At 60.6% G+C, this 21,481-nt stretch carries 20 protein-coding genes; 13 read left to right on the forward strand and 7 right to left on the reverse strand.

The window, feature by feature from the left end:
• Window positions 1–269: 269 nt before the first annotated feature.
• A complete protein-coding gene (locus tag AC07RO_RS26170; RefSeq protein WP_192172095.1) occupies window positions 270–632 on the forward strand; it encodes a response regulator in 363 nt (120 codons plus the stop codon).
• Between the two features lie 28 nt (window positions 633–660).
• A complete protein-coding gene (locus AC07RO_RS26175) occupies window positions 661–1,926 on the forward strand; it encodes a glycosyltransferase (protein WP_495087491.1) in 1,266 nt (421 codons plus the stop codon).
• A gap of 10 nt (window positions 1,927–1,936) precedes the next feature.
• Here the strand turns inward: AC07RO_RS26175 and cobF are convergent, their stop codons facing one another.
• The 3 genes from cobF to AC07RO_RS26190 all read right to left on the reverse strand — a co-directional run bounded on the left by cobF (window position 1,937) and on the right by AC07RO_RS26190 (window position 3,389).
• Window positions 1,937–2,698 (reverse strand): precorrin-6A synthase (deacetylating), encoded by a 762-nt coding sequence (cobF, locus tag AC07RO_RS26180; protein WP_495087482.1) that lies wholly within the window; start codon window positions 2,696–2,698, stop codon window positions 1,937–1,939.
• A gap of 71 nt (window positions 2,699–2,769) precedes the next feature.
• Window positions 2,770–3,171, reverse strand: a complete 402-nt coding sequence (locus tag AC07RO_RS26185; protein ID WP_192172097.1) for a type II toxin-antitoxin system HicB family antitoxin — start codon at window positions 3,169–3,171, stop codon at window positions 2,770–2,772.
• 35 nt (window positions 3,172–3,206) lie between these two features.
• A complete protein-coding gene (locus tag AC07RO_RS26190) occupies window positions 3,207–3,389 on the reverse strand; it encodes a type II toxin-antitoxin system HicA family toxin (protein ID WP_122534807.1) in 183 nt (60 codons plus the stop codon).
• Window positions 3,390–4,093: 704 nt separating this feature from the next.
• Between AC07RO_RS26190 and AC07RO_RS26195 the strand changes: the two genes are divergently transcribed.
• The 10 genes from AC07RO_RS26195 (at window position 4,094) to AC07RO_RS26240 (ending at window position 14,407) form a co-directional block, all read left to right on the forward strand.
• Window positions 4,094–4,405, forward strand: coding sequence for a type II toxin-antitoxin system RelE/ParE family toxin (locus AC07RO_RS26195; RefSeq protein WP_282372603.1), 312 nt, complete (start codon window positions 4,094–4,096; stop codon window positions 4,403–4,405).
• Window positions 4,398–4,718 carry a helix-turn-helix domain-containing protein gene (locus tag AC07RO_RS26200; protein ID WP_282372596.1) on the forward strand — a complete coding sequence of 107 codons (321 nt, stop codon included), beginning with the start codon at window positions 4,398–4,400 and terminating at the stop codon, window positions 4,716–4,718. The genes AC07RO_RS26195 and AC07RO_RS26200 overlap by 8 nt, the downstream gene beginning before the upstream one ends.
• A gap of 71 nt (window positions 4,719–4,789) precedes the next feature.
• Entirely contained in the window at window positions 4,790–5,695 is a 906-nt protein-coding gene (locus tag AC07RO_RS26205) for an AraC family transcriptional regulator (protein ID WP_463582338.1), read from the forward strand.
• A 242-nt stretch (window positions 5,696–5,937) separates the two neighbouring features.
• Complete coding sequence (locus AC07RO_RS26210; protein WP_192172100.1) at window positions 5,938–7,260, forward strand: ABC transporter substrate-binding protein; 1,323 nt, start codon at window positions 5,938–5,940, stop codon at window positions 7,258–7,260.
• Between the two features lie 81 nt (window positions 7,261–7,341).
• A complete protein-coding gene (locus tag AC07RO_RS26215) occupies window positions 7,342–8,274 on the forward strand; it encodes a carbohydrate ABC transporter permease (RefSeq protein WP_192172101.1) in 933 nt (310 codons plus the stop codon).
• Window positions 8,275–8,284: 10 nt separating this feature from the next.
• Entirely contained in the window at window positions 8,285–9,118 is an 834-nt protein-coding gene (locus AC07RO_RS26220) for a carbohydrate ABC transporter permease (RefSeq protein ID WP_108121930.1), read from the forward strand.
• Between the two features lie 164 nt (window positions 9,119–9,282).
• Window positions 9,283–10,386, forward strand: coding sequence for an ABC transporter ATP-binding protein (locus tag AC07RO_RS26225; protein ID WP_192172102.1), 1,104 nt, complete (start codon window positions 9,283–9,285; stop codon window positions 10,384–10,386).
• A 33-nt stretch (window positions 10,387–10,419) separates the two neighbouring features.
• Entirely contained in the window at window positions 10,420–11,937 is a 1,518-nt protein-coding gene (locus AC07RO_RS26230) for a mannitol dehydrogenase family protein (RefSeq protein WP_282372591.1), read from the forward strand.
• An 8-nt stretch (window positions 11,938–11,945) separates the two neighbouring features.
• Window positions 11,946–13,439 carry a xylulokinase gene (xylB, locus tag AC07RO_RS26235; RefSeq protein ID WP_495087483.1) on the forward strand — a complete coding sequence of 498 codons (1,494 nt, stop codon included), beginning with the start codon at window positions 11,946–11,948 and terminating at the stop codon, window positions 13,437–13,439.
• A gap of 32 nt (window positions 13,440–13,471) precedes the next feature.
• Window positions 13,472–14,407 (forward strand): carbohydrate kinase family protein, encoded by a 936-nt coding sequence (locus tag AC07RO_RS26240; protein WP_495087484.1) that lies wholly within the window; start codon window positions 13,472–13,474, stop codon window positions 14,405–14,407.
• A 937-nt stretch (window positions 14,408–15,344) separates the two neighbouring features.
• On the opposite strand, the gene AC07RO_RS26245 is transcribed toward AC07RO_RS26240, so the two are convergent.
• Both AC07RO_RS26245 and AC07RO_RS26250 read right to left on the reverse strand, forming a co-directional pair.
• Window positions 15,345–15,959 (reverse strand): hypothetical protein, encoded by a 615-nt coding sequence (locus AC07RO_RS26245; protein ID WP_495087485.1) that lies wholly within the window; start codon window positions 15,957–15,959, stop codon window positions 15,345–15,347.
• 218 nt (window positions 15,960–16,177) lie between these two features.
• Window positions 16,178–17,206, reverse strand: a complete 1,029-nt coding sequence (locus AC07RO_RS26250) for an alpha/beta fold hydrolase (protein ID WP_495087486.1) — start codon at window positions 17,204–17,206, stop codon at window positions 16,178–16,180.
• A 323-nt stretch (window positions 17,207–17,529) separates the two neighbouring features.
• On the opposite strand from AC07RO_RS26250, the gene AC07RO_RS26255 reads away from it, so the two are divergent.
• Window positions 17,530–19,269, forward strand: coding sequence for a dipeptidase (locus AC07RO_RS26255; RefSeq protein WP_346629805.1), 1,740 nt, complete (start codon window positions 17,530–17,532; stop codon window positions 19,267–19,269).
• A 68-nt stretch (window positions 19,270–19,337) separates the two neighbouring features.
• On the opposite strand, the gene AC07RO_RS26260 is transcribed toward AC07RO_RS26255, so the two are convergent.
• Window positions 19,338–19,643, reverse strand: coding sequence for a DUF1883 domain-containing protein (locus tag AC07RO_RS26260; protein ID WP_282373314.1), 306 nt, complete (start codon window positions 19,641–19,643; stop codon window positions 19,338–19,340).
• Window positions 19,644–19,871: 228 nt separating this feature from the next.
• Window positions 19,872–21,434: an alkyl hydroperoxide reductase subunit F gene (gene ahpF, locus AC07RO_RS26265; RefSeq protein WP_495087487.1), complete on the reverse strand. Its 1,563-nt coding sequence runs from the start codon at window positions 21,432–21,434 to the stop codon at window positions 19,872–19,874.
• Between the last annotated feature and the right edge of the window lie 47 nt (window positions 21,435–21,481).

The following is a 21,481-nucleotide window of genomic DNA, read 5'->3' on the forward strand; positions in this document are numbered from 1 at the left end:
GCAAGGGCTCAGGCGGATTCGTCTAAACGACGGAGTTTGCCGCAAATCGCGGCAAAAACTCCAGCATCTGACGTAGAAGGTTGAATTTTCTGACAATAGACGGAGAACAATTGGGCTCGCACTGTACATTTGAGTGCAATCCAAAAGCCACTACACTCAATTGAATGATGTTGTTGCGTCGCGGAACTTGTCACAATCGCGCCCGCAGCGAAACGCTGTATACCCCCTATGCCGTGCGATGCGCTCCCTGCCTAATTAAGGAACTTTTCATGTCCGATTCACCCCGCACGATTCTGGTGGTCGAAGATGACAACATCGTCAGGATGTTGATTGTCGACGTCCTCGAGGAGCTTGAGTACACCGTGCTGGAAGCAGCCGACGCCGCCGAGGCCCTTGCGTTTCTGAACAACGCTGACCAGACCATCGATCTGATGATGACCGACCTGGGCCTGCCCGACATGAACGGTAAAGACCTCGCAAATCGGGCACGTGAGATTCGCCCCGACATCCCGGTGCTGTTCGCCAGTGGCTACGCGGATTCTGTTGATGTGCCGGAGGGCATGCACAATATCGGCAAGCCGTTTTCCATCGACCAGCTGCGTGACAAGGTGAAGGGCATCCTTGGCAACTGAGCATCTGACGCAGCGCCCCTCGATCCATGTGCTGATTATCGGCTACGTCTGGCCAGAGCCGCGATCGTCAGCGGCCAGCGGCCATGTCATGCAGCTGATCGACTGTTTTCTCGAACAGGGCTGGCAGATCACCTTCGCCAGCGCCGCCACCGAAGGCGAGCACAAGGCCGATCTCGCCGCATTGGGCATCACCGAAGTCGCCATCGCCCTCAATCACAGCAGCTTCGACGCCTTCATCAGTGAGCTGCAGCCCGACGTGGTGTTGTTCGACCAGTTCCTGATGGAAGAGCAATTCGGCTGGCGGGTGGAAAAACACTGCCCGAACGCGATCCGTCTGCTGGAGAGTTCCGACCTGCAGAGCCTGCGCCATGCCCGTCATCAGGCGGTCAAGGAACGGCTCGACGGCAAGCCCGATGCTGACCTGACTGACTATTTTCAGTCGTCACGGGATCAGCTGTTCACCCGGATGGCAACCACTGACCTGGCCCAACGCGAGATCGCCGCCATCCACCGCAGTGACCTGAGCCTGATGGTGTCGGATGTCGAAATCGGCCTGCTGACCGAGCGGTTTTCAGTGCCCGCCGCCCAATTGCATTGGGTACCGCTGCTTGTGAGGGAGGTGCCCGATGGCGCTCGCTCCTTTGAAGAGCGGGCGCATTTCATCACCATCGGCAACTTCCGCCACGCGCCGAACTGGGATGCGGTGCTGTGGCTGAAAAACACCGTCTGGCCGCTGGTTCGCGCGCAGCTGCCCGCAGCTCAGGTTCATGTGTACGGCGCGTATACGCCGCCCAAGGCCGCAGCGCTGCATAACGGCGCCCAGGGGTTTCACATCATGAACTGGGCCGAAGACGCGCTGGAGGTGATGGGCGCGGCGCGGATTTCCCTTGCACCATTGCGATTCGGCGCGGGGATCAAGGGCAAGATCATCGACGCCATGGTCTGCGGCACGCCGACCGTCACCACGCCCATCGGTGCCGAAGCCATGCACGGCGAGCTGGCGTTTCCCGGAGCCGTGGCCTGCGATGCGCGGGGGCTGGCCGACGCGGCCGTCAGCCTCTACACCGATCAGGCGCGCTGGCAACAGGCGCAACGGGACGGCTGGCAATTGCTGCCGGCGCGCTTTGGCCATGATCGACATTGCGCCGCGCTCATCGAACGCATCCTCGCGTTGCGTGACACGCTCCAGGCCCATCGCACGGCCAACTTCACCGGCGCCATGCTTCGCCACCATCAGCACAAGAGCACGCAATACATGTCGCAGTGGATCGAAGCCAAAAACAGAAACGCTTGAGGCAGTGTGTCTAGCGGACGGCGCGGCGCAGCAGGTAGGTGTCCATGATCCAGCCCTTCTGCGCTCGCGCTGTTTCACGCGCCTGACGTATCTGCGCGCTGACATCATGCAGCGGGCCTGAAATAAGCATCTCGTCAAGGGTGCCCAGGTAAGCGCCCCAATAGATATGCAAGTCTTCATCGACAAACCGCTCGAAGGTGCAATGGGCGTCGAGCATCACCACGCTGTTGCTGATCTGCTCGCCCTGCTCCGCTGCTAGCTCCCGGCCGGTGGTAATGTGAATTGGCTCGCCAATGCGGTTCAGGCCGATGCGATGCCCGGCGGCCAGTGCCTGCACGCTGGTGATGCCGGGGATGACTTTATAGTCAAATGACTCGCGGCCCCGGGCGAGCACCTGGTTGAGAATCCGCATCGTGCTGTCGTACAGCGCCGGGTCGCCCCACACCAGAAACGCGCCGGTCTGGCCGGCTTTTACTTCATCGGCGATCAATTGCTCGAACAGAACCGCACGCTGTTCATGCCAATGCTCGATGCCGCTGCGGTAAGACGAAGAATCGTCCCTGCGCTTTGGATCGCTCACCTGCACCAGACGATAGTCATGCCCCTCGATATAGCGCTCGCAAATGTCCCGGCGTAACGCCAGCAGGTCGTCATTGGCGTAGCCCTTGTCGAGGATGAAAAACACCTGGGTGCGATTCAGCGCCTTGATGGCCTGAACGGTGATGTGCTCGGGATTGCCCGCGCCAATGCCAATCACAAGGATTTTTTTCATGGGGTGACGGTTCTCTGGAGGCGTTCGCGGAAGGTGCTCGCAACGCCGCAGCTAAGCGGCATTGCGCGGACTTATTCGTGCAGCTCGCGCAACGCCGCTGTTGCCAGGAATCCCGAACGCGATCGGTAACGTTGATCGCTCCTGACGCGGGCATCGATGCGTTCCAGCAGCACTTCCGGCAGCGTCGCATTGAACCGCACCGAGCGGCCAAAATACGGCGTCACGTCAAATTCGACCACAGCCCACACGCCTCCTTGATAGTCCGGGTTATTGATATGCGCGTCGATGTCCATCGGCTGCGGCAGCGCCTCGCCATCAGCGACCAGCCCTTCAAAGTGCAGCGCCAGGGCTTCTTTCACATTGTCCAGCGCCTGGCCAATGGTCGCGCCAGCGGAAAAACATCCCGAGATATCAGGCACGGTGACGCCGTACACCGAGTCGGGATCCTTGTGTAAAACGACGGGTAATTTCATGCTTTATCCTTCCGAGCTCATTCGCGTTGGGACATTCATTTGAGGCCGGCCTGTTTCAATATGCTGTGAACCGTCCCTTTTGGCAGGTCATCCTTGGGATGAGGAACCGTGACGCGTCCCTTTTTTAACGGGTGCTTGTATTGGCGATGACTGCCTTTGACCTCGACCACATACCAACCATCGTCCTCGACCATTCTGATCATGTCCCTGCTCCGCATCAGCCTATCCCTTTGTTGACTGATGTGGATAGTACACATCGAACTTTCATGCGCCACTTCGCGGAGAATTTTTTAAGCGACGGTATGTAACGTGGTCCCGAGGCGATCCTGCTCGCGCCCTCCCTGGCTGAAGACCTTCCCAATGACCCACTGCAGGCTTTTAGCCGGGAAAGCATCGGACGTCACACCGCAGGATTGATGGTGCTCAAACTGGCCTATTCCCGGCTGAAGCCGGTCCTACTGAAACACCGCGCTCCCCTCGTAGGACTGGCTTTAGCCGGGAAGGCGTCGGACGTCACACCGCAGGATTGATGGCGCTCAAAGGGCCTCTTCCCGGCTGAAGCCGCTCCTACCGAACACCGCGGTCACCCAGTGGGACCGGCTTTAGCCGGGAAAGCGTCGGGTGTCACACCGCAGAATTGACGGTGTTCAGACTGGCCTCTTCCCGGCTAAAGCCCGGCCTGCGCGCCGCCAGTGAACTGGCACGGCCGGCCGTGTTCGGGATTAATCGCGCCGAAACGACGGTTTTTCATGGGGTTACAGTTCTCAAATGGCGCCTGGATGGGTAGCTGGCGATAGTGACCGCCCGCACCCTCGTCGCCAGCATGGGGGTTTGACTTGATACCCATATAGGTATAGATTCCCCCATGACAAAAGGATTTGAAAAGCCGCTTTTCTGGGTGGCCAGCAGTCGAAAGGACCTTATGACCATGCCTGCCGATGTTCAAGAAGACATGGGATATGCGCTTTACCTCGCGCAGACCGGAAGCAAGCATTCCCATTGCAAACCGCTGAAGGGCTTTGGCCACGCCGGTGTGCTTGAGGTTGTAGAGGATTTTCATGGCAACACCTATCGCGCGGTTTACACATTGCGTTTCGGCGACGCGGTGTATGTGCTGCATTGTTTCCAGAAAAAATCCACTAAAAATATCAAGACGCCGCAAGCCGACATTGCTCTCATTAAAAATAGGCTGATGGCTGCCGAAGCCCATTGGACAGGACACAAACATGACTGAAATCGAACGCGGCACTGGCAATGTCTACAAAGACATTGGCGTCCCCAACCCGGAGGAGATGCTGGTCAAGGCTCAACTGGCCTCAGAGATCGGCAGCATTCTGAAGACCCGTCAATTAACCCAGATTCAAGCGGCGGAAATCCTCGGCATGCCGCAGCCCAAGGTGTCGGAGATGCTTCGCGGCAGGTTCAGAGGCATCAGCGAGACCAAAATGATTGATTGCCTGGCGCGCCTCGGCCGTGACGTGCAGATCGTGGTCAAACCTGCACCGACGTCGCGGAAGGAAGGCCGGGTTGAGGTGGTCTTCGTTTAACGCCCGCATCTGTATTCCGCCCAATAAATAGTGCACATTATTCCCACGCCACTCTCCAGACCGGCACACGCATGACCAAAACAACAAGAGTCACCGAACCTTCCTACGAGCTGATGGACGACCACAATGGCCTGTCGATCATCTACCGTGAGCATGGTTTCCCCTGCCCGCTGGTGCGCTGGCATTTCCACAAGGAATACGAGCTGCACCTGATCGTTGCCAGCTCCGGCAAGGTCTTCGTCGGTGATTACATCGGCAATTTCTACCCTGAGACCCTGTTCCTCACCGGCCCCAATCTGCCGCACAACTGGATCAGCCAGATCGAGGAAGACGAGGTCGTCCCCAAGCGCGACATGCTGGTGAATTTCACCGAAGAGCTGCTCGAAAGCGGCAATCAGGTCTTCGCCGAACTCAAGACCCTGGCGCCACTGCTCGAGCGCGCCCGGTACGGCATCGAATTCCGCTGCAAGCGCACCATCCGCCAGGCCACCAAATTGATGCAGAAAATCGCCGACACCACGGGCATGACCCGCCTGGGGCATTTCTTCATTCTGTTGGAATTGCTGGCGGCCAGTGATGATTTCCAGCTGTTGTCGGGCACCACCGCCTCGCAGCTGTCCGACGATCACGCCGTGGAACGCACCAACAAGGCCGTGGAATACATCTTCACCCACTACGCCCGCGAGTTGCCGCTGGAAGAAGTGGCAGAGTACCTGGGCATGAAGCCGACGTACTTTTCTCGGGTGTTCAAGCAGGCGACCGGGCGCTGCTTTGTCGAATTCGTCAATCGCCTGCGCATCAGCAAGTCCTGCGAACTGCTCGCCGACGGCGACCGGCCGGTGACGGATGTCTGCTTCGAGTCGGGTTTCAATAACATCTCCAACTTCAATCGGCGCTTCCAGAAGCTCAAAGGCATGACCCCCTCCCACTATCGCCGCCTCGCCGTACAACGCCTGACCGAACAAAACCTGTACTGATTCGTTACCCCTTCGCACCCTTCAACTACGCTGGAACTGCCCCGCACCATGCGCGGGCGTAGTTCTACGACGTGGCCGGCTGAATTCCCGGTGCAAAAAAGTATCAGTTCAAGTGCGCCGCAGGATTTGTCAACCAGCGCGTACAAGGCTGTAATCAGCTGACATTCTTCCTGGCCTCCGGAAGAAACAAAAACAATAACCAAGCTTCTGACGTCAGCCTTGGCGCAGAAGAGGAGTGATAAATGAAGACCTCTGCAAACGTTCTCCTTGCCGGTACCTGTCTGACCCTCCTGTCTCTCTGCACCACCGCCACAGCCGGTGAAGTCACCATCGCCACCGTCAACAACAGCGACATGATCCGCATGCAGCGGCTGTCGAAGACCTTCGAAGAACAGCACAAGGACATCAAGCTCAAGTGGGTCGTGCTGGAAGAGAACGTGCTGCGTCAGCGCCTGACCACCGACATCGCCACCAAGGGCGGCCAGTTCGACGTGCTGACCATCGGCATGTACGAAGCCTCACTCTGGGGCGCCAAGGGCTGGCTCAAGGAAATGAACGATCTGCCTGCGTCCTACGCGCTGGACGACGTGTTTCCTTCGGTACGCGATGGCTTGTCGGTTGATGGCAAACTCTTCGCCCTGCCGTTCTACGCAGAAAGCTCGATCACCTACTACCGTAAAGACCTGTTCAAGGCCGCCGGCCTGACCATGCCGGAGCGTCCGACCTGGACGCAGATCTCCGAATTCGCCGACAAGCTCACCGACAAGTCCAAGGAACAGTACGGCATCTGCCTGCGCGGCAAGGCCGGCTGGGGCGAGAACATGGCGCTGATCACCACCATCGCCAACTCCTTTGGCGCGCGCTGGTTCGACGAACAATGGAAGCCGCAATTCGACCAGCCTGAATGGAAGAACGCGCTGACCTTCTACACCAATGTGATGAAGAAGGACGGCCCGCCCGGCGCTTCCAGCAACGGTTTCAACGAAAACCTCGCGCTGTTCAACAGCGGCAAGTGCGCAATCTGGGTGGATGCCAGCGTTGCCGGCTCGTTCGTCACGGACAAATCCCAGAGCAAAGTGGCTGACAGCGTAGGCTTTACCTACGCGCCACACGAAGTGACCGACAAGGGCTCGGCGTGGCTGTACTCGTGGGCACTGGCGATCCCGACCAGCGCGAAGAACGACAAGGACGCGCGCGCCTTCACCGAATGGGCCACGTCCAAAGAGTACGCCGCGCTGGTCGCCGAGAAAGACGGCGTGTCCAATGTGCCGCCAGGCACCCGCGCATCGACCTACACCGATGCCTACAAACAAGCCGCGCCGTTCGCCAATATCACCCTGGAATCCCTCAAGGCCGTCACGCCGAAAGCGCCGACCCTCAAGCCGGTGCCGTACGTGGGCATCCAGTTGGTGACCATCCCCGAGTTCCAGTCGATCGGCACCTCCGTCGGTCAACAGTTCTCGGCGGCATTGGTGGGCACCTCCAGCGTGGATCAGGCATTGACCAGCGCGCAAAGCGTGGCCGAGCGTGAAATGAAGCGCGCGGGTTACCCGAAAAAGGGCTGACACCCGCTGCTTTAAGGCGGCAGGTGCCTATTGCCTGCCGCCCACGTTCACGCTCACGCGTTTGCCCGGTTCGGAGTCGACATGAACACCTCAACCCTCACCCCACGCACCGCTGCGGCCGACGATAAGTCGTCCGTCAAAGGCAGCGTCACCAAGCCCGGCTGGTTTCTGGTCAGCCCTTCGGTGCTGTTGCTGCTGGTGTGGATGATCGTGCCGCTGGGCATGACCATCTACTTTTCGCTGATCCGCTACAACCTGCTCAATCCCGGCGAGAACGAATTCGTCGGGCTGGAGAACTTCGAATTCTTCGTCACCGACGCCGGCTTTCTGCCCGGCGCCATGAACACGCTGTTGCTGGTCGGCAGCGTGCTGGCCATCAGCGTGATCCTCGGCGTACTGATCTCGGCGCTGCTGGAGGCCAGTGAATTCCTCGGTCGCGGCATCGTCCGCGTGCTGCTGATTTCGCCGTTCTTCATCATGCCGACGGTCAGCGCGCTGATCTGGAAGAACCTGATTTTCCACCCGGTGTCCGGCATCCTCGCCTGGGTCTGGAAGCTGTTCGGCGCCCAGCCGGTGGACTGGCTGGCCAATTACCCGATGCTGTCGATCATCATCATTGTGTCGTGGCAGTGGCTGCCCTTCGCGATCCTGATTCTGATGACCGCCATGCAGTCCCTGGATCAGGAGCAGAAAGAAGCGGCGCGTCTGGATGGCGCCGGCCCGATTGCGATCTTCTGGCACCTGACCCTGCCGCACCTGGCGCGCCCGATCGCCGTGGTGGTGATGATCGAAACGATCTTCCTGCTCTCGGTGTTCGCCGAAATCTTCACCACCACCAATGGCGGCCCGGGCTTCGCTTCCACCAATCTGGCGTACCTGATCTACAACCAGGCACTGCTGCAATTCGACGTGGGCATGGCATCGGCAGGCGGTTTAATTGCCGTCGTGATCGCCAACATTGCCGCGATCATCCTGGTACGGATGATCGGCAAAAACCTCACCGACAAGTCTTGAGGGCAAGGCCATGATGACGCTCAAACAATCCCGTCGCCTGCAAAGTGCCCTGCTCGGTACCTTGTCGTGGCTGATCGCGGCGCTGATTTTCTTCCCGATCTTCTGGATGGTCCTGACCAGCTTCAAGACCGAGATCGACGCCTTCGCCACGCCGCCGCAGTTCTTCTTCACGCCGACCCTGGAAAACTACCTGCACATCCAGGAGCGCAGTGACTACTTCCACTTCGCCTGGAACTCGATCCTGATCTCTTTCAGCGCGACCATCTTGTGCCTGCTGATCGCGGTGCCGGCGGCCTACTCCATGGCGTTTTTCGAAACCAAACGGACCAAGGGCACGCTGCTGTGGATGCTCTCCACCAAGATGCTGCCGCCGGTGGGCGTGCTGATGCCGATCTACCTGCTGGCCAAGACCTTTGGCCTTCTGGATTCGCGCATTGCGCTGATCGTGATCTACACGTTGATCAACCTGCCGATCGTGGTGTGGATGATTTACACCTACTTCAAGGACATTCCCGGGGAGATTCTCGAAGCCTCGCGGCTGGACGGCGCCACCACGCGCCAGGAAATCTTTCGGGTGCTGATCCCGATCTGCAAAGGCGGCTTGGCCTCGACGGCGCTGCTGTCACTGATCCTGTGCTGGAACGAGGCGTTCTGGTCGCTGAACCTGACCTCCTCGAATGCCGCACCGCTGACTGCGCTGATCGCCTCGTATTCAAGCCCTGAAGGCTTGTTCTGGGCCAAGTTGTCGGCGGTGTCGACCCTGGCCTGCGCGCCGATCCTGATCTTCGGCTGGATCAGCCAGAAACAACTGGTTCGCGGCCTGTCGTTTGGTGCCGTGAAATAACCGAAACATGAGGGTTCCCACGCTCTGCGTGGTAACCAGCGACCGGACGCTCCGCGTCCAAAGCGCCGACGCAGAGCGTCAAGGGCGGCGTTACCACGCAGAGCATGGGAACGATCCCGCCGTTGATGATTTCGATATTTTGAAGAATAAAACTGGAGCCCATCATGGCTAACCTGACAATCAGAAATCTGCAAAAAGGCTTCGACGGCCACCAGATCATCAAAGGCATCGACCTGGACGTGAAGGACCGCGAATTCGTGGTCTTCGTCGGTCCGTCGGGCTGTGGCAAATCCACCCTGCTGCGCCTGATCGCGGGCCTTGAAGACGTCACCAGCGGCAGCATCGAGCTGGATGGCCGCGAGATCACTCAGGTGACACCGGCCAAGCGCGACCTGGCGATGGTGTTTCAGACCTATGCGCTGTACCCGCACATGACCGTCGGCAAAAACCTGTCGTTCGCGCTGGACCTGGCCGGCACGCCAAAGGCGGAGGTCAAGAAAAAGGTCGATGAAGCCGCGCGCATCCTCGAGCTCGGCCCGCTGCTGGAACGCAAGCCCAAGCAGCTGTCGGGTGGTCAACGCCAACGGGTGGCGATCGGTCGCGCCATCGTGCGCAACCCGAAAATCTTCCTGTTCGATGAACCCCTGTCCAACCTCGACGCCGCCCTGCGGGTGCAGACCCGACTGGAGCTGTCGCGCCTGCACAAAGAGCTGCAGGCTACGATGATCTACGTCACCCACGATCAGGTCGAAGCCATGACCCTGGCCGACAAGGTGGTCGTGCTCAACGGCGGTCGCGTTGAACAGGTGGGCTCGCCGCTGGAGTTGTACCACCACCCGGCCAACCTGTTCGTCGCGGGCTTTCTCGGCACGCCGAAAATGGGCTTCCTCAAGGGCATCATCAGCGGCGTCCAGGCCTCGGCCTGCGAAGTCACCCTGGACGCCGGGACGAAAGTGCTGCTGCCTTTCACCAACGCGCAACAGAGCGTCGGCGACTCAGTGACGCTGGGGATTCGTCCCGAGCACCTGGAGCTGGCCAACGAAGGCGATTGCCAGTTGACCGTCATCGCCGACGTCAGCGAACGCCTCGGCAGCGACACCTACTGCCACGTGCGCACCACTTCCGGCGAGCCGCTGACCATGCGTATTCGCGGTGACTTGGCCAGCCAGTACGGCGAGACCCTGAAACTGCACCTGAACAGCGCGCACTGCCACCTGTTCGACGCCCAGGGCCAGGTCATCCGCCGCGCGCTGCAGGCCGCTGCCTGATCCCTCGCACTCCACCGAATTCGGGACACCGTCATGAAACTGAACAAGCAGAACCTCTCCAATCTGGGCGCCGGCATTGCCATCCCCGCCTACTCCCTCGATGAGCGCCGCCAGGGCATTGCTCACATCGGCGTCGGCGGTTTCCACCGCGCCCACCAGGCGTTTTACACCGACGCGCTGATGTCCCTCGGCGCCAATGAAGGCAGCGGCGAAGGCCTGGACTGGGCCATCTGCGGGGTCAGCCTGCGCGAAGAAGACCGCGGCAACTTCGAAGCGCTGAAGGGCCAGGACTTCCTCTACACGCTGTTCGAACTGGGCGACACCCCGGACACCGAAACCCGCGTGATCGGCGCCATGAGCCAGATGCTCATGTCCACCGACAGTGACCTGGCGCTGATCGACAAACTCGCCAGCGCCGACATTCGCATTGTCTCGCTGACCATCACCGAAGGCGGCTACTGCATCGACGACAGCACCGGCGAATTCATGAGCCACCTGCCGCAGATCCAGTACGACCTCGAACACCCTGCCACACCGAAAACTGTCTTCGGTTACCTGTGCGCGGCATTGACCCGACGCCGCGCGGAAGGCACACCGGCGTTCACCCTGATGTCCTGCGATAACCTGCCGCACAACGGCGCCGTGACCCGCAAGGCCCTGCTGGCGTTCGCCCAACTGCGAGACCCGGAGCTGCATGACTGGATCGCTGAAAACGTCAGTTTTCCCAACGCCATGGTTGACCGCATCACGCCGATGACCAGCACCGCCCACCGCCTGCAGCTGCACGACCAGAAAGGGATTGATGACGCCTGGCCGGTGGTCTGCGAACCCTTCGTGCAATGGGTTCTGGAAGACAAGTTCGTCAACGGCCGCCCGGCCTGGGAGAAGGTCGGCGTGCAGTTCACCGACGACGTGACCCCGTACGAAGAAATGAAAATCAAACTGCTCAACGGCAGCCACCTGGCGCTGACCTATCTCGGCGCGCTGAAGGGCTATCGCTTCGTCCACGAAACCATGAACGACCCGTTGTTCGTCGACTACATCCGCACCTACATGGACCTCGACGTCACCCCGCAACTGGCGCCGGTGCCGGGCATCGATTTGACCGAGTACAAACAGACCCTGATCGACCGCTTTTCCAATCAGGCCATCGCCGATCAGTTGGAGCGGGTGTGCTCCGACGGCTCGTCGAAATTTCCGAAATTCACCGTGCCGACCATCAACCGTTTGATCCTCGACGGCGGCAACATGGACCGCGCCTCGCTGGTGGTCGCGGCCTGGGCGCTGTACCTGCAAGGCAACCGCACGGGCGACTTCACCGGCGAGAACGGCGTGCCGTACACCGTGGTCGACCCGCGCGCGGACTTCTGCAAGGCGCTGGTGGCCGATGACGTGCTGGTCACTCAGCGGCTGCTTGAAGTGGAAGAAATCTTCGGCGCGGCGATTCCCCAGTCTGCCGAGTTCGTGGCATCGTTCGAGCACAACCTGAACAGCCTGAAAGAACTGGGCGTCAGCAAAACCCTGGAAAACCTGTTGGCGAAAACCGTCTGAGGTGGAACATGTTTCTCGGCATCGATTGCGGCACCCAAGGCACCAAGGCGATTGTTCTGGATGCGGTCAGCGGCAAGGTTCTGGGCGAAGGCTCGGCTGCGCACCACATGATCAGTGGCGCCAACGGTCGCCGCGAACAGGATGTGCAGGAATGGCTCGACGCGTTCGAGCAGGCGACGGCGGCGGCGTTGCAACAGGCCGGGGTGTCCGGTGCCGACATCCAGGCCATCGGCGTGTCCGGGCAGCAACATGGCCTGGTCATGCTCGATGAATCAGGCCAGGCGCTGCGCCCGGCCAAGCTGTGGTGCGACACCGAATCCACCCCGGAAAACGATCGCCTGCTGGCGTATCTGGGCGGTGAAGCCGGTTCGCTGGAGCGCTTGGGTATCGCCATCGCGCCGGGCTATACGGTCTCCAAACTGCTGTGGAGTAAAGAGCAGTTCCCCGAACTGTTCGCCCGCATCGACAAGATCCTGCTGCCCCACGACTACCTCAATTACTGGCTGACCGGCCGCAGCTGCAGCGAGTTCGGCGATGCGTCGGGCACCGGTTATTTCAACGTGCGCACCCGCGAGTGGGACCTCGACATTCTTAAGCACATCGATCCCAGTGGCCGGCTGGTCAATGCTTTGCCGGAACTGATCGAGGCGCATCAGCCGGTGGGCACGATTCTTCCTGCCATCGCCCAGCGGCTGGGCCTCAATCCTAACGCCATCGTCTCCAGCGGCGGCGGCGACAACATGATGGGCGCGATCGGCACCGGGAATATTGCACCAGGCTCAATCACCATGAGCCTGGGTTCGTCGGGCACGGTCTACGCCTTCGCCGACGCCGGCAACGTCAGCGCGCAGCCGTCAGTGGCGACCTTCTGTTCCTCGTCGGGCGGCTGGCTGCCGCTGATCTGCACCATGAACCTGACCAACGCCACCAGTGCCATCCGCGAGCTGTTCGCCCTGGACATCGGCGCCTTCAACGCGGCGGTCGCCTCCTCACCGATTGGCGCCCAGGGCGTACTCGTGCTGCCGTTCCTCAACGGCGAACGCGTGCCCGCCCTGCCCCACGCCACCGGCAGCATTCTCGGGCTGGACAGCACCAACCTGACCCAGGCCAACCTGTGCCGCGCGGTGGTCGAGGGCACCACCTTCGGCCTGCGTTACGGCCTGGACCTGTTGCGCGACAGCGGCATTAAAAGCGATAACATCCGCCTGATCGGCGGCGGCGCCAAAAGCGCGATCTGGCGGCAGATCGTCGCCGACATCATGGACACGCCGGTCATCTGCACCACCGGCACCGAAGCGGCGGCACTGGGCGCAGCAATTCAGGCGGCGTGGTGTCATTCCCACGCCGATGCCGGCGGTGTCGGCGACGGCGAATCGCTGCAGGCGCTGACCGAGCGTTGCGTCAGCCTCGATCCGGCCAGCGAAACCCGGCCGGTTGCCGAACACGTTACGGCGTATCAGGCGGTTTATCAGCACTATCGCACTCAATTGCAGGGCCTCTGACGGACAGCCCCGTCGGCCTTTATGGAGCAACTATGTATCTGGTCTGTGGCGAAGCACTGTTCGACTTTTTCTGTCAGCCGGACAGCGGACAAAGCAATAAAGTGGGTTATCAGGCCATCGCCGGCGGTTCGCCGTTCAACGTCGCCGTCGGGCTGCGCCGGCTGGGCATCGATGCCGGTTTTTTCGCCGGCATCTCCAGTGATTACCTGGGCAAGCGCCTGTTGAAAGTGCTGGCTGAAGAAGGCGTGCGCGATGACTTTCTCGTGCACATCGACGCGCCGACTACGCTGTCGATGGTCGCCGTGGGTGCCGACGGTTCGCCGCAGTACAGTTTTCGCGGCGAAGGCTGCGCCGACCGGATGCTGAGCGTTGAGAGTCTGCCGACGCTGGACGACAGGGTGCGGGGCCTGCACGTGGGTTCGTTTTCGCTGGTGGTGCAGCCGATCGCCGACGCGCTGCTGACGCTGGTTCGGCGGGAAAGCGGCAAGCGGCTGATTACCTTCGATCCCAACGTGCGGCTGAATCCGGCGCCGAGCATCGAGCTGTGGCGCGGTCAGGTGGCGAAGTTTGCCGAGCACGCGCACATCATCAAGGTCAGTGATGAGGATCTGGAGCTGTTGTATCCGCAGAAGGACGCGGCGGCGGTGGCCGAGGGCTGGCTGAAGGACAATTGCCAGTGGGTGATCATGACCCGCGGGCGTGAGGGCGCGACGATATTCACGCGGGCGCTGGGTACATGGTCGGTGGCGGCGCGCAAGGTGGAGACGGTGGATACGGTGGGTGCCGGTGATACGTTTCAGGCGGCGCTGATTGCGTTTCTGACGGAGCGGGGTCTGGATGCGCCAGCTGCTCTGGCGGGCGTGGACCGCGAGACGCTGACGAAGATGCTGGAGTTTGCGGTGACGGCGGCGGCGGTGACCTGTACACGGGAGGGGCCGGATTTGCCCTATCGGGCGGAGGTGGTCTAGGCGACTGGCCTTTTTTCCAGGATCAAGATCAAAAGCGTCTGCCTGGGGGCAGACTGTTTCGCCTTCGGCGAGTTACTTGGAAAAGCACCCCAAGTAACCAAGGGTGCTTGCTCCTGGCTTGGTTCCTCCTTCGTCGGAATACCATCACTCCGACGACGCTCCGTGGGCCCGCGCCGAACGGACATCCATGTCCTGACGGCGCTCTCGCGGCATCCATGCCGCTCGGCCCACTCCGCGTCGTCTGCGTTCAGCCTGCACCCAAGTCGCGATTGGCGGTGGCTGGACTTTTTGCGTATGAAGATCAAAAGCAGATCAAGAGCTTCCCGGCTAAAGCCGGTCCTACAGTCGGAGCTGGTCCCACGGATTGCACGCGCTGCTGTTAGCTGTTAGCTGTTAGCTGTTAGCTGTTAGCTGTTAGCTGTTAGTGGGACCGGCTTTAGCCGGGAAGAGGCCAGCTCAGGCGCCGACAATTTTGCTGATTGCCCCCATCCCTGTGGGAGCGAGCTTGCTCGCGAATGCTTTATCCAACACGCCAGATATCCGATGGATGTACCGGCCCCTTCGTGAGCAAGCTCACTCCCACACGTCCTTAGCGCTTGACCCGCCCTCGATCTGCTTCTGATCTGCTTTTGATCTGCTTTTGATCTTGATCTTCAAACACATAACCCTCAGACGACACCTATCGCGACTTTGGTGCAGGCTGAACGCAGGTCTCGCGGAGTGGGTCGAGCCGCATGGATGCGGCGAGAGCGCCGTCAGGACATGGATGTCCGTTCGGCGCGGGCCCACGGAGCGGGACCGGAGTGAAGGAACCCGACGAAGTCGGGCCAAACCGAGAGCAAGCACTTTTGGTTACTTTTAGTGCTTTTTAAAAGTAACTCGCCGAAGGCGAAACGGTCTGCCGTTAGGCAGACGCCCTTGATCTAAACGAAAACAATCAGGCCATTTCCGCCTTTGCCATGGCGATCCTGGTCTTCACCTCCCGCTCAGCGACCTGCTGATCCGTCTTCTGCTTCTGCAGCTCCGTCACCTGCTTGTCAACCGCCGCCTGGTCTTCCGGCGTCATGGCGTCGTATTCCGCCTTGCTGACACCCGTCAACCGCTGCCGCACCTTCTCCGCGTCGGTCTGGTTCATGTAGGACAGAAACTGATCCTTCACCGAACCCGCGCCGTCAGAACCCGCCGTGCCATCGCTGGCCGCCAGTTCATCGGAGACGGTCTTGCTGACGCTGTCAGACGACGCGACCTGCTTGTCAGCGCTGGACACAAACGCCGCAGCCGCGGCTGCCTTGTCATCGTCCGTCACCGACGACGCCGTGTTGGCCGCCGCTGCTTTCAGGTTCACCATCATTTTGGCAAACGACTCGTCGTAGCCCTGCTTGCCGTCATTGCTGCTTTGCGCCGCGCCTTCACCATTGCTCGCAATCGCCGCCACGGGTGTGGCAGCGCCGGCCATGGCGCTGTTGTAGGCATCCGTGTCCGTCGTGGCGTAATGGGTGTGGCTTACGGCCTTCGACACGAACTGCTGGATGGCACTGTTGCCGATTAACATCTTTCACCTCCTGTTCAGGTTGTCCGATGTACCCCGACAGCAGCAAAACCGATGCCATACCGCCTGATCCACCTGAAAGGCCCGCCAGCACGGGCCTGCAGACCACGCGCCAGGGCGTGATGAGCCGCGTAATCGACAATGCTTGCCGTCTGCGGCAGGTTCTCGCCGCTGGCTTGCCGTCCTGGCCAGTGCACCGCTGACAAGCGGAGGCCGCCGTCCTATTTAAGGAACGCCTTTACCGCCTCATTCACCTTGTCTGCTTCACACGCCGGCGCCATGTGCCCGCAATCGCTGTTGAGCACCAGCAACTGCGCGCGCTTTTGAGCGGCCAGCGCCTTGGAAGGGACCGGGTCTACCATGCGGTCCTGTTCTGACGTGATGACTAACAGCTGCGCCTTGATCTTCCCGGCCAGCGCGGCCATATCGCCCTGACGCAACAGATCAAAGGACGTCATCGCCTGCAATTGCCGGTACCAGTCGACCGTACTGAACGGCTGGCCACCTGTTGAAGCAGGAACGTTGCCGCCAGGCGCGGGCCTGTTCCCCGCCGGCTTGGCTGCAGCACGCTCCGGTGTCCATAGATAACCGTTGTGTACCGCCGTGAGCTGCTTGAACACCGTGCCCGGCCCATAGTTGCCGTTGTTCCAGCCCGGCGCGTGTTCGATGGCGGCAAGTTCTGCATTCCATGCCTGCAGATCGCGCTCGGTCGGGTGTGGCGTGCCGACAATGGTCACCACCTTGCTGGCGAAATCCGGGTACATCACCGCCCACTGCAAGGCCTGCATACCGCCCATGGAAATGCCGACGATGGCGTGGGCGTGATCGATGCCCAGGTACATGGCGAGCAAGCGATGCTGCGCCTTGACCATGTCGCGAATACCGAACTGCGGAAACTTCAGGCGCGGCGCGCTGAGGCTGTTGGACGGCGAGCAGGACACGCCGTTGCCGATAGCGTCCATCGCCACCACGTACCAGCGATTGGTGTCGACCAACTTGCCGGGTCCGATCATGTCGGCCTGGTCGGACGTCCGCCCGGCGAGCCAGGTGGTCACCAACACGACGTTATTGCGATCTTCTGCCAGGGTGCCGTAGGTGCGATAACCCAAGTCGCAACGGGTGATTTTGCCGCCGGTCATGTTCAACGAACCGATGTTCACACGCTGCTGCTCTGCCGCCTGGCAGATGCCTACACTCATCATGACCAGCAACGCACGCAGCGTCCGGTCAGCGTAATGACGCAGTTTCATGGAGTTCCTCAGTGAGATAGCCGGGCGTGGTAGCGCCTGAAAGGTTTGCGGCTACGGAAAACCATGTACATCAACACCATGCCGTCGCGCTGCGCCATCAGCGTAGACGGTTATGGCGTATGAGCGAGGCGGGTTCACGCCTATTTTTTCAGGGCATTCAATGGCCTGAGTCATTTACGGTTCTGCGCCGCTTTTCCCCTTGAAGGCGACAGATATCACAAGGAGGACTCCCCCTGTTCCACCGGCGATGGTAGCGTGCGGTGGTTTCTGATCGAATGATCAGACATTTCTCTCAACATGCCTGCCAAGGAATGCCCCACCCAATGGACTTTTCGCTCAAAAAACTCGCCGCCGCCACTTTGATGTTCGCCGGCGTCTCCGCCTTTGCACCGGCTGCCTTTGCCAACCTCACCGCGCAACAAAGCAGCACGATTGTCGGCAGTCTCAAAGAAAACGCGGTCACGGATTTCCGCCAATTCCTCAAGACGATCAGCACCACCGACGTCGTCAAGGCTGCCGGCATCGAGCCGGCGATCAACGCCTTCCTCGCCAATAAAAAGCTGTCCGCCGATGAGCAGAACGATATCCATCGCCTGCTGGGGATTTATGCGCGGGTGAAATACGGCAGCGCCGCCACCGAAACCCTGCGCGAGCTGGTCGCCATTCCTACGTTCCAGACTGAAGGCGTCGCACAGCACGACAACCCGGCGTTCATCAAGATGGCCGAGAAAATCAAAACCCTCGCGCAGTCGTTCAACCTGACCTTCCGCAACATCGACAACCGCGTGTATGAAATCTCCCTTGAGGGCGCGGGCCCTGAAGTGGTCGGCATTCACGCCCACGCCGACGTCGTGCCGGTCACATTGGACAACTGGGTGCTGGCCGATGGCACTCGTCTGGATCCGTTCAAAATCACCCTGATCGGCGACCGCATGTACGGGCGCGGCACCGAGGATGACAAGAACGGCATCGTCGTCGCGCTCTACGCCATGAAGGTGATCAAGGAAGAAAAGCTGCCCCTGGCGCGCAACTTCAAGCTGCTGATCGACACCACCGAAGAAACCTCCGGCGACGCAATTCCCTACTATTTCGAGCGCAACCCGACGCCGGCCTACAACCTGGCGCTCGACGGCAGCTACCCGGTGGTCATCGCGGAAAAGGGCTACGGTACGGTCATGGCCAGCTTCGCCCGTCGCACCGCCGAAGGCACGGGCGCGGAAATCACTTCGATGACCGGCGGCATGGCCACTAACCAGATCCCGTCAAAATCGGTCGTCACGCTGGTGAGCGATCAACCCGCTGAACTCGCGGCCGAGTTGCAGAAAGCCGGCGCCGAGTACGCCCAGCGCAACGGCGGCAACTTCAAGGTCGACGCGGAAGTGGCCGGCAAGGACGTCAAGCTGACCGTCACCGGCGTGTCGGCGCATTCTTCCGAGCCAGAATCGGGGGTCAACCCGGTGGCGCGGATGCTCGATTTCATCAACGGCCTGGACGGTAAGGTCGCGCTCAAGCACAACGCGATCACCGACGCCGCGCGCTACGCCGCTGACAACTGGGGCCTGGACTACTTGGGCGCCAAACTGGGCGTCGGCTTCAGTGATGAGTTCATGGGCCCGCTGACGGCCTCGCTGACCTACGTGGCAATGGACGACAAGGCCTTCAAGCTGGCGGTCAACCTGCGCGTACCACGGGGTAAATCACCGGAAGCGCTGAAGGCGGAAATCGCACGGAAGCTGACCGCCTGGACCCAGCAGAGCCATATCACGCCGGGCTTCAATTACTCGATCGCCGAGCCGATGTACCGCAATCCCGAGGGCGAGTGGGTCAAGGCGCTGCTGGCCGTGGCCACCGAGAACCTGGGCATGGAGCACAAGTTCGGCACTTCCGCCGGCGCCACGTCCGTGCATGAGCTGCCCAACGGCGTGCAGTTCGGCCTGGCCAAACCCGACGTCAAATACACCGGTCACACCGACGCCGAGTTCAAGACCACCGAGCAGTTCCTGCTGGACTTGCAGATCGTCACCGAGATGATGGGCCGCATCGGTCAACTGCCGAAACTCTGACCCCCTGCCCCAGGCCCGCTGCAATGGCGGGCCTGATTCACGCCGCTGAATGTGCAGTCATCAGCCACTCAGTTTTGGAGCTTTGAGCCTGTCCGGCGCACGATTTTGATCGAGTGTTTGAGGTTGGGCTTGCGCGTCACGCTGATCGCCCGTTGGGTGACCGTGTCCAGGGTGATGTTCCAGAAGCCGGTGCTGGGCACGACGATCTTCGCCGGAAAGCGGTCGAAGGCGCCGCCGTGATAAGTGTGGCGACCGCCGTTCTTGAAGCTGCGGAAGTTGGCGTCACTCATGAGGCGGATATTGCAGGCGTTCGAGGACTCGATCACCACGATGTCGCCTTCATTCAGGTGTTCGCGTTGGTGGATGAATTTCACGGGGATCTCAAGGCAGTGATGAAAACGGGCGCGAGAATATCATGCAGGCCCGGCTCCACAAGGCGGGGTCGCCTAAATGACAGCACAAAAAAAACCTCATGATCGCTCATGAGGTTTTGCTTTTAGTGGGACCGGCTTTAGCCGGGAAGAGGCCAGTCTGTACACCATCATTTTTGCAGTGTGGCAACCGAAGTCTTCCCGGCTGAAGCCGGTCCCACTAATAAACCATCACGCCGGGGCGCTGGTGCGGATCAGGTGGTCGAAGGCGCTGAGGGAGGCTTTGGCGCCCTCGCCGACCGCGATCACGATCTGCTTGTACGGCACGGTGGTCACGTCCCCGGCAGCGAAAATGCCCGGAATGGACGTCTCACCGCGTTGGTCGATGATGATCTCGCCCCGTGGCGACAGCTCGACGGTGCCCTTGAGCCATTCAGTGTTCGGCAGCAGGCCGATCTGCACGAAGATGCCTTCCAGCTCAACGATGATTTCCTCACCCGTGAGGCGGTTCTTGTAGCGCAGGCCGTTGACTTTCTGGCCGTCACCGGTCACTTCAGTGGTCAGCGCGCTGGTCAGGACCGTCACGTTGGGCAGGCTGTGCAGCTTGCGTTGCAGCACCGCATCGGCGCGCAGGTTGGCGTCGAATTCCAGCAGGGTCACGTGGGACACGATACCGGCCAGGTCGATGGCCGCTTCGACGCCGGAGTTGCCGCCGCCAATCACCGCGACGCGCTTGCCTTTGAACAGCGGACCGTCACAGTGCGGGCAGTACGCCACGCCCTTGTTGCGGTATTGCTGCTCGCCCGGGACGTTCATTTCACGCCAGCGTGCGCCGGTCGCCAGAATCACGGTCTTGCCCTTCAGCACGCCGCCGCTGGCGAACTTGACCTGATGCAGCTCGCCATTCTTGCCCGGAATCAACTGCTCGCCGCGCTGCAGGTTGATGACGTCCACTTCGTACTGCTTGACGTGCTCTTCGAGGGCGACCACCAGCTTCGGCCCTTCGGTGTGCTGCATGGAGATGAAGTTCTCGATCGCCATGGTGTCCAGCACCTGGCCGCCGAAACGCTCGGCTGCCACGGCAGTGCGAATGCCTTTACGGGCAGCGTAGATCGCTGCGGAGGAACCGGCCGGGCCACCGCCGACGACCAGAACGTCGAAGGCTTCTTTAGCGTTCAGTTTCTCTGCCTGACGATCACCGGCGCTGGTGTCGATCTTCGCCAGAATCTCTTCCAGGTTCATGCGGCCCTGGCCGAACAGTTCGCCGTTCAGGTAGATGCTTGGCACCGACATGATCTGACGGTCGGTGACTTCTTGCTGGAACAGGCTGCCTTCGATGGCGACGTGCTGCACGTTCGGGTTGAGCACGGCCAGCAGGTTCAGTGCCTGAACCACGTCCGGGCAGTTCTGGCAGGTCAGCGAAAAGTAGGTTTCAAACTTGAACTCACCGGTCAGGCTACGGGCCTGCTCGATGGTTTCCTCGGAGGATTTGGACGGGTAACCGCCGACTTGCAGCAGTGCCAGCACCAGCGAGGTGAATTCGTGGCCCATTGGCAGACCGGCGAAGCGCAGCTTGATGTCCTGGCCCGGGCTGTTCAGGGCGAAGGACGGCGTGCGGGCATCGCTGCCATTGGTGTCCAGGGTGATCTTGTCGGAGCTGCTGACGATGTCATTGAGCAGGGCCAGCATTTCCTGGGATTTTGCGCCGTCATCAAGGGACGCAATGATCTCGATCGGGCGAGTGATCCGCTCCAGGTAAGATTTCAACTGAGCTTTAAGATTGGCGTCCAACATGGTTCGGCTTCCTTCTTCACTTTCAGGGTCTGGATCCGCGTCGGAAT

Source organism: Pseudomonas sp. GW821-FHT07F05, from assembly GCF_059418765.1.